The sequence below is a fragment of the Microbacterium gallinarum genome (assembly GCF_014837165.1).
In the GTDB taxonomy this organism is placed as follows: Bacteria; Actinomycetota; Actinomycetes; order Actinomycetales; family Microbacteriaceae; genus Microbacterium; species Microbacterium gallinarum.
The window spans coordinates 1342865-1357688 of sequence record NZ_JACSPM010000001.1; the positions used below are offsets into that span (position 1 = coordinate 1342865).

General features: G+C 72.2%; 11 protein-coding genes. 3 read left to right on the forward strand and 8 right to left on the reverse strand.

Annotation, left to right across the window (positions count from 1 at the left end):
* Positions 1-2: 2 nt before the first annotated feature.
* From H9622_RS06200 to H9622_RS06210, 3 genes are all read right to left on the reverse strand, one after another.
* The gene (locus H9622_RS06200; RefSeq protein WP_191765652.1) at positions 3-479 is read right to left on the reverse strand and encodes a recombinase family protein; all 477 of its coding nucleotides are present in this window, start codon (positions 477-479) and stop codon (positions 3-5) included.
* Positions 480-569: 90 nt separating this feature from the next.
* Positions 570-2351, reverse strand: coding sequence for a cation:proton antiporter (locus H9622_RS06205; protein ID WP_191765239.1), 1782 nt, complete (start codon positions 2349-2351; stop codon positions 570-572).
* A 4-nt stretch (positions 2352-2355) separates the two neighbouring features.
* Entirely contained in the window at positions 2356-3369 is a 1014-nt protein-coding gene (locus H9622_RS06210; protein WP_191765241.1) for a malate dehydrogenase, read from the reverse strand.
* A 65-nt stretch (positions 3370-3434) separates the two neighbouring features.
* Here H9622_RS06210 and ypfJ point away from each other — a divergent pair, with 65 nt between their 5' ends.
* The 3 genes from ypfJ to H9622_RS06225 all read left to right on the forward strand — a co-directional run bounded on the left by ypfJ (position 3435) and on the right by H9622_RS06225 (position 7131).
* Positions 3435-4304 (forward strand): KPN_02809 family neutral zinc metallopeptidase, encoded by an 870-nt coding sequence (gene ypfJ, locus H9622_RS06215; RefSeq protein ID WP_191765243.1) that lies wholly within the window; start codon positions 3435-3437, stop codon positions 4302-4304.
* Positions 4301-5419 (forward strand): prolyl aminopeptidase, encoded by a 1119-nt coding sequence (gene pip / locus H9622_RS06220; RefSeq protein ID WP_191765245.1) that lies wholly within the window; start codon positions 4301-4303, stop codon positions 5417-5419. The genes ypfJ and pip overlap by 4 nt, the downstream gene beginning before the upstream one ends.
* Before the next feature lie 182 nt (positions 5420-5601).
* Positions 5602-7131, forward strand: a complete 1530-nt coding sequence (locus tag H9622_RS06225) for a DEAD/DEAH box helicase (RefSeq protein ID WP_191765247.1) — start codon at positions 5602-5604, stop codon at positions 7129-7131.
* A gap of 422 nt (positions 7132-7553) precedes the next feature.
* On the opposite strand, the gene H9622_RS06230 is transcribed toward H9622_RS06225, so the two are convergent.
* The 5 genes from H9622_RS06230 to H9622_RS06250 all read right to left on the reverse strand — a co-directional run bounded on the left by H9622_RS06230 (position 7554) and on the right by H9622_RS06250 (position 14824).
* Positions 7554-9239: a GMC family oxidoreductase gene (locus tag H9622_RS06230; protein WP_318247046.1), complete on the reverse strand. Its 1686-nt coding sequence runs from the start codon at positions 9237-9239 to the stop codon at positions 7554-7556.
* A complete protein-coding gene (locus H9622_RS06235; protein WP_191765654.1) occupies positions 9236-10945 on the reverse strand; it encodes an aldehyde dehydrogenase family protein in 1710 nt (569 codons plus the stop codon). The genes H9622_RS06230 and H9622_RS06235 overlap by 4 nt, the downstream gene beginning before the upstream one ends.
* Positions 10946-11090: 145 nt before the next feature.
* A complete protein-coding gene (locus H9622_RS06240; RefSeq protein WP_191765249.1) occupies positions 11091-12515 on the reverse strand; it encodes an MFS transporter in 1425 nt (474 codons plus the stop codon).
* 79 nt (positions 12516-12594) lie between these two features.
* Positions 12595-13860: a kynureninase gene (locus H9622_RS06245; RefSeq protein WP_191765251.1), complete on the reverse strand. Its 1266-nt coding sequence runs from the start codon at positions 13858-13860 to the stop codon at positions 12595-12597.
* Entirely contained in the window at positions 13847-14824 is a 978-nt protein-coding gene (locus H9622_RS06250) for an amidohydrolase family protein (protein WP_191765253.1), read from the reverse strand. Before H9622_RS06250 ends, H9622_RS06245 begins: the two co-directional genes overlap by 14 nt.

The following is a 14824-nucleotide window of genomic DNA, read 5'->3' on the forward strand; positions in this document are numbered from 1 at the left end:
GGTCAGCGACCGGTGTCGTAGAGGTGCCGGCCGCCGTGGCTGATGACCTTGACGACGACGCCGCGCCGGTGCAGCTCGGCGACGGTGCGCGTCTCCTCGTCGATGTCGCGCCCGAGCGCGTGGACGTTGCTCACCACGAGCACATCGCCGCGGGTGAGCGTGCCGAAGAGCCGCACGAGGCGCTCCTCCCACGACTCCATCGTCTCGGGCGCTGGGTGCCGGAAGCCCTCGATCGGAACGCCGAACCGTGTCAGGTCGTTGCGCTGCTCGACCACCGACGGCATGTCGTCGCGAGAGATGACGAGACCGACCAGGCGCGAACCGGCGGGCCGGGCCTGCCACCAGTCACGGTCGCGCTGCAGTTCGGTGAAGCACTTCGGGCAGTCCGCGGCGGCGTGCGGCAGGTGCAGAGGAGCGGTCTGAGCGGATGCTTCGCCCTCGGCCGCCCCGGAACGCAGGGTCGAGGCATCCGTCGCCATCGCGTCTGCCGCGGGACCCGCACCGTTCATCGCCATCGCTCCTTCGCCGGAACCCATTCTCTCCCGAAACCGTCGTCGCCGTGGTTCAGTTCAGTCCTGGTCGCCGAGGCGCAGCTCGAGGCTCAGCTGGTCGGCATCGAGCTCGGCCAGTGCGTGCCGCAGCGCGGGTGTGCTGAACTCGCCCCCTGAGGAGAGCTCGTTCAGCCGCCGCCGCATGGCCTCGATGAGCACGAGGCGCAGCTCGAGGGCGTCGCGCGCCGCGGTGCTCGCGTCGTCGTCGGGTGGGTCGGCCAGGCGCGAGCCGACCCGCTCGATGAGCTCCTGGGGGAACGGGTTCCCGTCGCGGCGCCGGAGCTTCGGGTCGGCCATCGCGGCGACGGCGGCGGTGCGCAGCTCGTCGTCGAGCTCGGACTGCTCGGCCCGTTCGAGCAGGCTGTCGGCGGGTGACGTGAGGTGCAGCACGCGCACCAGCCACGGCAGGGTGAATCCCTGCAGCATGAGACTTCCGACGGCCACGGCGAACGCGATGAAGACGAGCAGCTCGCGCTCCGGGGTGTCGCGCGGGAGCGTCTGCGCCGCGGCGAGCGTCACGACACCGCGCATCCCGGCCCACACGATGACCACGCCGTGCTTCCAGCCGAGCGGCGACGCCTGGTAGTAGTTGAGGTCTCGCATCGCCCGGGCGACCCGTGCCCTCATCGACGCGATGCGGCGCTGCGTGCGCGGGTGGTCGGGAGACAGCGTGTCCCGGCGCGCCCGGCGTCCGCCGCCGGATCTCATCGGGTCGGCGGCCGCGCCGCTCGCGAGCTCGTCGATGCGCTCGCCGATCTGCTCCAGCCGCGCCCGCTGCCTCCCGCGAGCCCGGCGGCTCTGCAGCCAGACCATCACGGAGACGTACGCGGCGCGCACGGCGAGGACGATCGCCAGCGCCCCGAGCGCGATGCCGATGCCCGTGCCGAGGCCGTCGTGGTTCTCGACGTTCCCCTCCACGATCTGCTTGAGCTCGAGACCCATCAGCAGGAACACCGCGCCTTCCAGCATCAGCTCGATGGTGCGCCAGTTGTGCTCGTCCGACATGCGCTGCTCGGGCGTGAACCAGCGCGCCGAGCCCTGACCGGTCACGATGCCGGCGACGACCGCGGCGACGAGGCCCGAGCCGCCGAGCTCCTCGGTCGGAAGGTACGCCGCGAAGGGGATCACGAAGCCTATGGCGGTGTTGGCGGCGGAGTGTCCGATGAGCGAGCGGAGCCGCAGGTTGAGGTAGCCGACGATCGCTCCGATGACCACGGCGACGACCACGCCCCACGCGAAGGCGGGAATGAACCCGACGCCCACGCCGTCCTCGGCCGCAGCGCCGGCGGTCGCGACCGCCGCGGCGGCCACCATCGTGCGCAGCAGCACGAGCGCGGTCGCGTCGTTGAGCAGGCTCTCGCCCTCGAGCATGGTCACCACGCGGCCCGAGACCCCCAGTCGTTTCACGATCGAGGTGGCGACGGCGTCGGTCGGGCTGAGGATCGCACCGAGCGCGACCGCCAATGCGAGGTTGAGCCCCGGGATCACGAGCACGAAGAAGAACCCGAGCGCGATCGAGCTCAGGAGCACGAGCAGGAACGACAGGCCGGCGATCGGGCCGAAGTCGCGGCGGAACTCGATGGCCGGGAGGGCGACGGCCGCGGAGTACAGCAGCGGCGGCAGCACGCCGACGAGGATCCACTCCGGATCGATCTCGGGCACGTTCACGAAGGGGAGCAGGCCCACCGCGACGCCGATGAGCACCAGCACGAGCGGACCTGCGATGTTGAGTTTCGGCGCGACCGCAGTGGCGAGCGCGATCACGACGACCGCGAGGATGGCGAGGACGAGGACTTCCATGCGGCTACAGCGCCCCGAGTGCCTCGACCGCGTCGCGCTCTGCCACCAGCTCTGCCACCGACGCGTCGAACCGGGCGCGCGACCGGGCGTCGAGCTCGAGCCCTTCGACGACCCGGTAGCCGTCACCGTCGGAGGTGACGGGGAACGAGCACACGATCCCCGCGGGCACGCCGTATTCGCCGCGCGACACGACCGCCGCCGAGGTCGTGGCGCCGGCCGTGCCGAGCTGCTCGTCGCGCACGTGCTCGATGGCCCCGTGGGCGGCGGAGGCCACGGACGACGAGCCGCGCACCTCGATGATCTCGGCCCCGCGCCGTGCGACGCGAGGGATGAAGACGTCGTCGAGCCAGGCCTCGGCGGCCGCGCGCCCGCCCAGGCGCTCCGCGAGGGCGTCGATGACCGGCACCCCGTCGACCGTGGCGTGCGTCACGTCCGGGTACTGCGTCGCCGAGTGGTTCCCCCAGATCGCGACGCCCCGCACCGCGTCGGGGCGGGCATCCAGCGCCTCGGCCAACTGGCCGACCGCGCGGTTGTGGTCGAGCCGTGTGAGGGCGGTGAACCGGTCGGCGGGCACACCGGGCGTCGCCGCCGACGCGGCGATGAGCGCATTCGTGTTCGCGGGGTTGCCCACGACCACGGCGCGCACGTCGTCGGCCGCGACCTCGCCGATCGCGGCGCCCTGCGGGCCGAAGATGCCGGCGTTGGCCGCGAGCAGGTCGGCCCGCTCCATGCCCGGACCGCGTGGGCGGGCGCCGACGAGCAGGGCGATGCTGCAGCCCTCGAAGGCGATGCGGGGGTCGTCGCTCAGCTCGACCCCGTGCAGCAGCGGGAACGCGCAGTCCTGGAGCTCGAGCGCCGCGCCCTCGGCGGCGCGCATCCCCTGCGGAATCTCGAGCAGCCGCAGCCGAACCGGACGATCCCCCCCGAGCATGTCGCCTGCGGCGATGCGGAACAGCAGGGCGTAGCCGATCTGCCCGCCGGCCCCGGTGATGGTCACGGTCGTGAGTGCGCTGGCCATGCCCAGAGCCTATTGCCGTGTCAAGTCTCCTCGCCGGGGACCCATGCCCGGGGTACCGTGTGCCCATGACGTTCAACGACAACGCCAACGTCGGGGGGAGCACCGCGCGGCGTCGTGGCGGTGGAGCAGCGATCGCCGGCGGCGGTATCGCCGGCATCGGGGCGATCGCGGTGCTGCTGTTCCAGCTCTTCACCGGACAGGACATCTCGGGACTCGTCGGCGGCGGCGGCGCTGTCGACAGTGGCGAGGCGACCCGCATCGAGCAGTGCCAGTCCGGCGCCGATGCCAACGCGCGCGACGACTGCCGTCTGGCCGCCGGGCAGGTCGTGCTCGACGAATTCTGGGAGGGCCAGGTGCAGGGCTACACCCCGCCGCAGCTCTTCGTCGTCGATGGCGCCACCAACACCCAGTGCGGCACGGCGTCGAACCAGACCGGACCGTTCTACTGCCCGCCCGAACAGGCCGTCTACGTCGACCCGACCTTCTTCGGGCTGCTCCGCCAGCAGTTCGATGCGACCGCGGGCCCGCTTGCACAGTTGTACGTGCTCGCCCACGAATACGGCCATCACGTGCAGAACATCGCAGGCATCATGCAGGAGCACTCCGATCGCGGCACCGGCCCCGACAGCGACGGCGTGCGCCTCGAACTGCAGGCCGACTGCTTCGCCGGTGCCTTCATCGGCGACATGACCGAGCAGGTGGACGAGGACGGCGTCGCTTACCTCAAGGAGCCCACCCAGCAGCAGATCGCCGACGCGATCAACGCCGCGCAGACGGTGGGCGACGACCACATCCAGCAGCAGTCCGGCGGCGGGGTCAACCCCGAGACCTGGACGCACGGTTCGAGCGAGCAGCGTCAGCGCTGGTTCGAGACGGGCTACCGCAACGGGGTCGCAGCCTGCGAGACTTTCGGCATTCCGGGGGGAAGCCTATGAACGAACACCTCGACGACATCCTGTATCCGCCCATCGAGCCGTACGAGACCGGCGAGCTCATCGTGGGCGACGGCAACCGGGTCTACTGGGAGCAGAGCGGAAATCCCGAGGGCAAGCCCGTCGTTTTCCTGCACGGCGGCCCCGGTGCCGGCACGTCGCCGTGGCATCGCCGGTTCTTCGACCCCGAGCGCTACCGGATCGTGCTCTTCGACCAGCGCGGCTGCGGGCGCTCGACGCCGCACGCGAGCGCCCCCACCGCCGACCTGCGCCACAACACCACGTGGCACCTCGTGGCCGACATCGAGCTGCTCCGGCGCAACCTCGGCGTCGCGAAGTGGCAGGTGTTCGGCGGCTCGTGGGGAAGCGCCCTCGCGCTCGCGTACGCCCAGACGCACCCCGACTCGGTATCCGAGCTCGTGCTCCGCGGCATCTTCACGCTGCGCCGCCACGAGCTGGAGTGGTTCTACGAGGGCGGTGCGTCGGCGCTCTTCCCCGACCTGTGGGAGGACTTCATCGCACCCATCCCGGTGCTCGAGCGCTCGCGCATGATCGAGGCGTACCACCGCCGGCTGTTCGACCCCGACCCCGCGGTGCACACGCCGGCGGGGGTCGCATGGTCGCGGTGGGAGGCCGCCACGCTCACGCTGCTGCCCGATGAGTCTTTGGTCGACGACATGACCGAGGCTGCCGCCGCGACGGCGTTCGCCCGCATCGAGAACCACTACTTCATGCACGGCGGCTGGTTCGAAGAGGGGCAGCTCATCGCGGGGGTCGACGCCATCCGCGACATCCCCGCCGTCATCGTGCAGGGTCGCTACGACGTGTGCACCCCGCCCATGACCGCATGGGATCTGCATCGCGCGTGGCCCGAGGCCGAGTTCGTGATGGTTCCGGATGCCTCGCACTCGGCTTCAGAGCCGGGCATCGCCGCCGCGCTCCGCGCCGCCGCCGACCGGTTCGCCGGGAGCGAGGACGAGGACGTCCCCCCGGCCGAGCAGGCCGCGACGGACGGTGAGGACGTGGCCGAGGGCGGTGACGCGTCCGACGCCGACGGGTCCTCGCACGAGGACCCGGGTGAGGCGGTCGCTCAGGAACCCCACCCGCATCCCTGGTAGGCTCGACGTACTTGCAGCGCATTTCTGCGCTTCTTGCGTCGTAGAACGCTTCCCTCGCCGCCGTCTCCGGGCCCGCCCGCACAGACGCCGTCGGCTGAAAACTTTCGTACGGCGACCCGTGGGCGAGATACGCCACCGGCCACCGACCAGGGTGCGTATGCGCGCCCGGAGATTGATCCCCGATGACTGACGTCACCTTCGGCACGCTCGGCGTGCCCCAGCCCCTCGTCGCCGCGCTCGCGGCAGAGGGCAAGACCACCGCGTTCCCGATCCAGGTCGACACGCTCCCCGACACCCTCGCAGGCCGCGACGTGCTCGGCCGCGGCAAGACCGGCTCGGGCAAGACCCTCGCCTTCTCGATCCCGATGGTCGCCCGCCTCGGCGGCGCGCTCGCTGGCGGCTCGCGCCGCAAGGGCCGCCCGCTCGGCCTCGTGCTGGCGCCCACGCGTGAGCTCGCGACGCAGATCGACGCCGTGCTCGCCCCGCTCGCCAAGGCGTACGGCCTGACCACGACGACGATCTTCGGCGGCGTGAACCAGAACCGCCAGGTGCAGGCGCTCAACGCCGGCGTCGACATCATCGTCGCCTGCCCGGGCCGCCTCGAAGACCTCATGAAGCAGGGCTACGCGCACCTCGACGCGATCGAGATCACCGTCATCGACGAGGCCGATCACATGGCCGACCTCGGCTTCCTGCCGGTCGTGACGCGCATCCTGAACGCGACGCCGTCCGGCGGCCAGCGCCTTCTTTTCAGCGCCACGCTCGACAACGGCGTGGACAAGCTCGTGAACCGCTTCCTGCAGAACGAGGTGCTGCACTCGGTCGACGAGGCGCACTCGCCGGTCGCCGCGATGACCCACCACGTCTTCACGATGACCGATGCCGACGCCAAGAAGGACGTCGTCAAGACGCTCGCCTCGGGCACGGGCCGCCGCATCCTGTTCATGCGCACCAAGCACCACGCGAAGAAGCTCGCCAAGCAGCTCACCTCGCAGGGCATCCCCGCCGTCGACCTGCACGGCAACCTCTCGCAGCCGCAGCGCGACCGCAACCTCGCGGCGTTCTCGGCCGGCACCGCCAAGGTGCTCGTCGCCACCGATGTCGCCGCCCGCGGCGTGCACGTCGACGACGTCGAGCTGGTCATCCACGTCGATCCGCCGATGGAGCACAAGGCGTACCTGCACCGCTCGGGCCGCACGGCCCGCGCGGGGGCGGAGGGTGCCGTGGTCACGCTCGTGCTCCCCGGCCAGGAGAAGGACGTGGCGCAGCTCCTGCGCAAGGCCGCGATCTCGGTCGCGCCGGTGAAGGTCACGGCCGACTCGGCCGCGGTCGCCGAGCTGGTCGGCGAGGTCGCCCCGTACGTCAAGCCCGAGCCCGTGCAGCAGCCGGTCCGCGGCGGCGGCGGCAAGAGCCAGGGCGCCAACGCCCAGCGCAAGCGCGCCGCCCGCGAGCAGGGCACCGGCGGCGGCGGACAGCGCTCCGGCCGTAGCCAGGGCGGTCGCGGCCAGGGCGGTCGCGCTCAGTCCACCGACCGCGTGCAGACCGGTCACCAGCGCTCCGACCAGAGCGCAGGGCACACCCGCTCGGCCCAGCCGCAGGGCAACCCGCGCACCACGGGTCGCCGCGCCTCGAGTGCGGGCAACGGCGGCGGAAAGCTCATGGTCGGTTCGGTCGTCCGCCAGAACGGCGGCAGCCGCCGCGGCGGTCGCTGACCCCAGGATCCACGAAGGGGAGGCACCCGGTCATCGCGGCCGGGTGCCTCCCCTTCGCCGTTCCCGCCCGCGGCATCCGTCCCCCTACTTCCCCTTCCTCCCCTTGTCCCCCTTCTTCCCCTTTTCCGTTGCCCAGAACAGGAGTTCTGTCGGCGACAGGACGGCTCGGTGGAGATCATCCTGTTTTCGCCAGATCACCTGGTCTCGGGGTGGCGACGGTGGGGTGAGGAAGGGCTGGCCGGTGAGTGCCGCTGCACCTTGTGGCGCGGCATCCGTCCCCCTTTCTTTGCCCCAAAACAGGAGATCTGGCGAAAACAGGACGGCTCGGCGGAGATCATCCTGTTCTCGCCAGATCACCTGATCTCGGCGAGAGCGAGGGGGTTGGCGATGGTGGCAGGCCGAGGTGAACCGGCCGGCGAGCGTCAGCGGCCCCGGATGAGGTCGGCGGCGACCTCGCCGATCACGATCGCGGGCGCGTTCGTGTGGCCGCGGATGACCGTGGGCATGACGGATGCGTCGGCCACGCGCAGTCCCTCGACTCCGCGGACCCGCAGCTCCGGGTCGACGACGGACGCGGCATCCGTTCCCATCCGCGCCGTCCCGACGGGGTGGTACAGCGTGTGGGAGTAGCGACGCAGCGACAGGTCGGCCCGCTCGGCCTGCGTCATGGACTCGCCGCCCTCGGGCTGGATCCAGCCGCCGGTGGTCACGGCGCGCAGCGCGTCGGTGTCGATGAGTCGTTCGCACTCCGCGAGGCCCGCGAGCATCGTCGCCTCGTCGATGCCGTCGGCGTCGGTGAGGTAGCCCGGATCGATGAGCGGCTTGGCCGTCGGATCGGCTGAAGCGAGGCGGATCGTGCCGCGACTGCGCGGCCGCAGCAGGATCGCACCCACCGTGAGGCCCTCGCCCGGCGTGGGCACGAGGCCCTCGCCGACGTACGGGACCGGCGCGAAGATGATCTCGATGTCGGGCAGCGCGTCCGGCACACCGGCGCGGTCGGCGACGTTCGTTCGCACGAAGCCGCACGCCTCCGCGACGTTGGAGGTGAGCATGCCGCGCCGCGACGAGAGGTAGCGCCCGAGCTCGGCGAGGCGCTCGGCGCCGTGCAGCGTGCCGCCGCGCGCCTCGGGCGCGAGCCCGGCGACGAGGTGGTCCTGCAGGTTCGAGCCCACGCCGGGCGCATCGACGAGCACCGGGATGCCGTGCTCGTCCAAGTGCTCCGCAGGCCCGATGCCGCTCAGCATCAGCAGCTGCGGGGTGTTGATCGTGCCCCCTGCCAGGACGACCTCGCGTCGCGCTCGCGCGTGGCGAGTGATGCCGTCGATGTCGACGTAGACGCCGGTCGCGACGAGAGCGCCGGTGGGGGTCGGCGTCTCGACCCCGGTGTCGCCGACGTGCGCGTGATCGGCGTCGTTCCGCCGTGCGAAGGTGACCCGGCGCACCAAGGCGTTCGTCACCACCCGAAGGTTGCGCCGCCGTCGGGCGGGGCGCAGGTAGGCGTCGGCGGTCGACGCGCGGCCGCCTCGCCGCTGCGACACCATCGTCTGGCTGAAACCCTGCCCCTCCGGGAGATTCGCGGGGGTGACGGGATGCCCCACCTCGCGCACCGCGTCGAGGAAAGCCGCCGTGTGGGGGCGTGGATCGCGCTGATGCTCGATCGACTGCGCACCGGCGGTCCCGTGGGTCTGATCGACCGCATCCTGGGTGCGCTCGACGCGGCGGAAGTAGGGGACGAGCGACTTCCACGACCAGGCGGGCCCGGCCTCCTCGGCCCATTCGTCGTAGTCGGCTGCGAAGCCGCGGACCCACATCATCGCGTTTAGCGACGACGATCCGCCGAGCGTCTTGCCGCGCGGCCAGTACACCGTGCGCCCTTCCAGCCGCTCCTGCGGGACGGTGTCGTAATTCCAGTCGTACGGGCCGCGGAAGAGCTTCGAGAACGCCGCCGGGACATGGAGTTCGAGCGCCCTGTCGGGCCCGCCCGCCTCGAGCAGCAGCACCGAGACCGACGGGTCCTCGCTCAGCCGTGCGGCCAGGGCCGCGCCCGCGGAGCCGGCGCCCACGACGATGTAGTCGGCACTCAGGCTGTGCCGGTCCTGCCGCGTCACGCCCGGAAGGCCTTGATCAGGGTGGCCGAGAGCTTCGCGTAGTCGCCGTCCATCCGGAACCGCGTGAAGCCCTCGCTCACGGCGGCGCCGGTCCGCGACGTCACGAACCACGGCGGCTTCGGCAGCACCGAGAAGGCGCGACCGCCCGAGCGGCTCAGCGACTTCGGCTGGAGCGACCGTGGGAACGGCCGGAACGGGCCGCGGGTCACCGCCCGCTCGATGCCGTCGAGCAGCAGCGCGTTGTGGACCACGCCGATGCCGCTCTCGACGTTCTGCGGCGTCGCGCCGGGGAAACCGCCCCAGGGAAGGGTCGGGGTGAGGAAGCCGAAGGCGGTCCACGAGTTGATCGAGATCGTGCCGTAGCGGAGGTCGGCCATCGCGCGCTCGAAGCCGTCGCCGAGCGCCGCCTGCGTCACGGGATCGATGAGCACGTTCGCTCCGAGCGTGCCGGCGAGCTCGTCGTTGGCGTGCGCGACTGCCCGGTCGACGAACTCCTGACCGTTGCCGGGCAGCGTCACGATGCCGAGCACCGGTGCGAAGTACTCGGTGGTCTCGACGGCGGTCGCGTCGTCGCCCGGACCGACCTCGATGAACGCGCGGGTGCCGTCGCCGCGCCAGGTGGCGGACGGGTAGTCGGATGCCGCGGCAGCCAGCTTCTCGTCGGACCGCGGGTACCAGACCGGTCGCGCGGGCGCGGCGTCGAACGCCGCGCGGAGCGCGTCGAGGAAGGCCTCGCGCTGGGGCCAGTCCGAGCTCAGCAGCACGAGCTGGCCGGCGATGCAGTTGTGGCCCGAGTTGTAGAGCCGCATGGTGGCGACGTGCTCGGCCTGGAACCGGAGGTCGGCGTCGCTCCACTCGCCGGGGACGATGATGATCGGCGACACGCCGCCCAGCTCGGCCGTGATGGGCTTCTTGAGCTTCGGACGGTCCTCGCGTCTGCGGCGGGCGGTGGCCGCCGCGCCCGCACCGCTCGACGGACCCCACACGATCGTGTCGAACGTCGGGGTGGCTCCGGTGATGTGCACGTGGGCGATGCCGCGGTGATCGGCGAGGTACGCACCCACGTCGCCGCCGCCGCGCACGATGCGCAGGAAGCCGGGCTCGATGAGCGGTGCGAGCGCACGCTCGAAGACCGGCACGACGGAGTCCTGGGTCGGGTTGACCTTGAGGATCGTGACGCGGTTGTGCGCCATCAGCTCGTAGATCACGTCGAGCACCGGGATGGACGTCACGTTGCCCGCGCCGAGCACGAGCCCGACTCCGCCGGGTTCCGTGGGTGTCAGCTGCGCCAGTCCGGCCGTGCGACGCGCCTGGGCCTCGGTGACGCCTGGTTCGAACCAGACTTCGCCGGTGTAGCCCGACAGCAGCACGCCGTCGATCGGGCTGAGCGGGAACACTTGTGCGCGCAGCCGGCCGCCGGGCGCGGCATCCGTCTTCACCCCGCGAAGCGGACTCTCGCCCTTCGCGAGCGCCGACAGCGTCGACCGGTACGCGTCGAGGGCGACCAGCGTGGCGTAGGGCCCCGAGAGCCATTCCTCGCCACGGAGCGGATGTCCCGGCTCGAGGCCCTTCGAGGTCGCGGCGACGTCGGCCCACTCCTCCGCGACCGTCGCCACGGAGTCGCGGACCCGGCCGAGCAGGCGGGTGCGCTGGTCGAGTGTGAGGTGACTCCACGTGCGGGCGCCCGTCTGCAGGTCGTCGATCATGGCGTCCAACGGGGCGGAGACATCCTCGGCGAGGGCGGGCGCCTTCGCGCGGGACGGGACGGCTGCTGCCGGGGCGGCCTTGGGCACGGGCGCTCTCCTTCGGGCGGGATGACTCAGTCTACGACGGCTCCGGTGAGACGGGATCTCACGACTGCTGTGACTCGATGTCGCTGCGACGGAGCGGGTAGCGGGCGAGGCTCCAGAGGCTGAGTCCGATGAGGAGGGCGGGCGCCAGGCTGAAGCTGACGACGATTCCCGTCACCGCGGCGGCTGGCTGGGTGACCGTCTCGCCCGCCGTCGACGAGATGTACCCCGTGACCGCGAGGATCAGTGACAGCACGGTGGCGCCCAGCGCGAAGCCGACCGTCTCGCCCGCGGTCCAGACGCCGCTGAACGACCCCGCGCGCCCCGGTCCGGAGGTGCGCTCGTCGTGCGAGACGACATCGGGCAGCATGGCCATCGGCAGCGACTGCATGCCCGCGTAGGCGATCCCCGCGACGCCGACCGGCGCGTAGATCCAGTCGCCCGGTGCCCACAGCACGCCGAGGATCGACAGTGCGGCGACGGCGAAGACGGTGCTCGCGATCGCGAACGCGCGCTCCTTGCCGATCCGTCGGGAGACGGCGCCCCACGCGGGGGCTGCGAACAGCGCGGGTGCGATGAGAGCGACGAACAGCAGTTCGACCGCGGCCTCGGACTCGAGCACCCACGTCGCGACGTACTGTGCGCCGGCGAGCATGAGCCCGGTCGCGAGCGCCTGCAGCACGAACGTCGCGAGCAGCGCGCGGAACGGCCCGCTGCGGCGCAGGGCGCGGACGCCCTCGGTGTAGTGCTCGCGCAGGCCTGCCCGGGCTGCGGTGGGGAGCGTGCTCTCCGACGCGCCGAGCGCGGTCTCCGTCACGGGCCGGCGCGCGACGGTCGTGGCGACCAGCATCCCGAGTCCGATGACCACGCCGGCGACGACGCCCATCACGAGGTAGCCGATGACCGGGTCGTCGGCCACGCGGCGCAGTGCCGGACCGCCGGCGCCGAACAGCAGGATCGCGAGCGTGAGCACCACCACACGCCACGTCAGCAGTCGCGTGCGCTCGTCGTAGCGCGGTGTGAGCTCGGCGGGGAGGGCGATGTAGGGCACCTGGAAGAGGCTGAAGGCGGTCGCCGTCAGGGTGAACGCGAAGAAGACCCAGATCGCCGCGACCGCCGGACCGAGGGCGGGCGGGACGGCGAACGTGAGGGCGAAGAGCACCGGGATCGTGCAGGCGCCGAGCAGCATCAGCCGGCGGCGCGTGCCGTGGCGGGCGAGGTCGCGGTCGGTGAGGGTGCCGATGATCGGGTCGATCACGACGTCCCACACCTTGGCGAGCGTGATGACGAGGCCCGCAGCGAGCGCGGCGACGCCGAGCGAGTCGGTGAGGTAGTACGTCAGCACGAGTCCGGGCAGGGTCGCGAACCCGCCGGTGCCGAGCGAGCCGGTGGCGTAGCGCGCGATGGTTCCGTTCGAGAGGCGGGCGCGTGCGGTGGCGGATTCGGATGCCGCGCCCGCGCCGCCGCCGGCGGCGTCGGTGCTCATCGCGCCAGTGTAGGGGCGGATGCGGGTGCGGAGCGGCGGCTGTGGACAGCTCGTCGGTCGGCGAGGCTCCCGTGAGCCCTCAGCCCAGTTCGGTCACGGCGTCGCGCACGGCGCGCAGCCCGGCGAGTGTCTCAGCGAAGCTCGTCGACAGCGGCGAGAGTCCGATCCGCAGCCCGTCGGGGTCGCGGTAGTCGGGGATGACGTCCTCGGTCCACAGCCGCGCGGTCACCGCGCGCATGGTGGGGTGCGACAGCGTGATGTGCCCGCCCCGGAGCGCAGCATCCCGCGGAGAGGCGATGCTCACGCCCAGCGGCGCCAGCAGCGCGTCGGAGACCTTCGCCGCGAACTCGGTGAGCGCGATCGACTTCGCCCGCACGGCGTCGATCCCCGCCTCTTCGATCAGCGCGAGGGTGTCCTGCATCGCGATCATCCCGACGATCGGCGGGGTGCCCGACAGGAACCGCCGCATGCCCTCGGCCGGACGGTAGTCGGGGCCCATCGCGAACACGTCGGCGGTGCCCATCCAGCCCTGGATCGGCTGCGCCAGCGCATCCTGGTGCCGCGCGGCGACGTAGGCGAAGGCAGGCGAGCCCGGACCGCCGTTGAGGTACTTGTACGTGCAGCCGACGGCGAGGTCGAAGCCCCACGCGTCCGCCTTCACGGGCACCGATCCTGCGGAGTGGCAGAGGTCCCACACCACGAGCGCGCCGGCGTCGTGGATGACCTCGGTGAAGGCGGCGGCGTCCGCCAGATATCCCGACCGGTACGCGACGTGGCTGAGCAGCACGACCGCCGTCGACGGGCCGACCGCCGCGCGGAGGGCCTCCTCCGTCACACCGGTGGACAGGTCCACGTCGATCCACCGCACGCGCCCGCCGCGCTCGCGCGCGATGCCGTCCACGAGGTAGCGGTCGGTCGGGAAGTTGTCGCGGTCGACGACGATCTCGACCCGGGCGGGATCCGCCGCGTGCTGGGCGTCGAACGCCGCCCGCACGAGCTTGTAGAGCAGGACGGTCGTCGAGTCGCCGACGACGGTCTGCCCCGGCGCCGCGCCGATCACCGCCCGTCCGATCGTGTCGCCGATCCGGAACGGCAGCTCCATCCACGACTCGTCCCAGCCGCGGATGAGCCGCCCGCCCCACTCCTCGCGGGCGAAGGCGGCCAGCCGTTCGACGCTCGCACGCGGCGGCCGGCCGAGCGAGTTGCCGTCGAAGTACACGAGCGACGACTCGGCGCCGACGAACGCGTCGCGGTGGTGCCGCAGCGGGTCGGCGGCGTCGAGCGCGGATGCCTCGGCCTCGAGGTCCGCGACCGTCGCGGCTGCGGTCGGGTCAGTGGTCGTCATGGATGAGCTCCTCGGAGGGGACGACGGTCGCGTGCCCGAGCCACGGGGCGATCTCGTCGAGCGCGGTGGGCGGCGGGCCGGGAACGAAGGTCGAGACGCCGGTGGGCGCCGACGCGGGCCACGGGTCGCACAGGGCGGCGACGAGCCGGTCGCCGCGGACACCGGCGCGGTCGAGCGCGCGCAGCTCGTCGACCAGCACACCGACCCGGCGGTCGCCGTTGCCGAGGTCGGTGCCGTAGAGCACCGTGCCGCCGGCCGCGACGAAGGCCTCGAGGTTGGCGAGGGCGGTCGCCTCGGCGCCGGGATCGCCGGCGTGGATGTCGAGCGACGAGATCCACGTCTGCCCCGCGGCGACGGCGCGACCGATCGCGTCGTCGTCGACCGCCTCGGTGAAGGGCGTGTGCGCGAGGGCGTCGACGCCGGCGTCGAGCGCGAGCCGCGTCATCCCGACTCCCTCCACATGGGCGACGACGGGCAGGCCGTGCCCCCGCGCGGCGGCGACGATCGCCTCGAGCGTCGTCGCGTCGAAGACCTGCCCGGCGGCGGAGTTGAGGGCGACTTTGATGAGGGATGCTCCGAACGACGCCTGCTCGTCGACCGCCGTCGCGGCGCCGCCGGCCACGCCGGGATGCGCCGACGGGCCGGTGACCGTCCGCACGATCGCGTCGGGTGCCCACCCGCGTCCGGTCGGGTAGCCGTTGGGCGTGGTGAGGAAGGCACCGGCGTACACGACCCGCGGCATTCCCGCGCCGGTGCGACGGGCGAAGCCGATGGGGTCGCCGCCGAGATCGACCGCGCCGGCGATGCCGCCGGCGGGGAGGGCGTGCTCGTCGATGAGGTGCACGTGCACGTGGTGGTCGATCAGGGGCGGCAGCGCGACGCCGGACTCGCCCGTGATGGCTCGGTGGCACGGCGTCGCCGCAGGACCGAGGAGCTCTCGCAGCGCGAACGGGTCGGCGTGCAC

Coding starts and splice junctions, on each gene's coding strand:
- pip (WP_191765245.1), top strand. CDS start 4,301: ATGAACGAACACCTCGACGACATCCTGTATCCGCCCATCGAGCCGTAC.
- H9622_RS06245 (WP_191765251.1), bottom strand. CDS start 13,860: ATGACGACCACTGACCCGACCGCAGCCGCGACGGTCGCGGACCTCGAG.
- H9622_RS06205 (WP_191765239.1), bottom strand. CDS start 2,351: ATGGAAGTCCTCGTCCTCGCCATCCTCGCGGTCGTCGTGATCGCGCTC.
- ypfJ (WP_191765243.1), top strand. CDS start 3,435: ATGACGTTCAACGACAACGCCAACGTCGGGGGGAGCACCGCGCGGCGT.
- H9622_RS06210 (WP_191765241.1), bottom strand. CDS start 3,369: ATGGCCAGCGCACTCACGACCGTGACCATCACCGGGGCCGGCGGGCAG.
- H9622_RS06225 (WP_191765247.1), top strand. CDS start 5,602: ATGACTGACGTCACCTTCGGCACGCTCGGCGTGCCCCAGCCCCTCGTC.
- H9622_RS06200 (WP_191765652.1), bottom strand. CDS start 479: ATGGCGACGGATGCCTCGACCCTGCGTTCCGGGGCGGCCGAGGGCGAA.
- H9622_RS06235 (WP_191765654.1), bottom strand. CDS start 10,945: ATGATCGACGACCTGCAGACGGGCGCCCGCACGTGGAGTCACCTCACA.
- H9622_RS06240 (WP_191765249.1), bottom strand. CDS start 12,515: ATGAGCACCGACGCCGCCGGCGGCGGCGCGGGCGCGGCATCCGAATCC.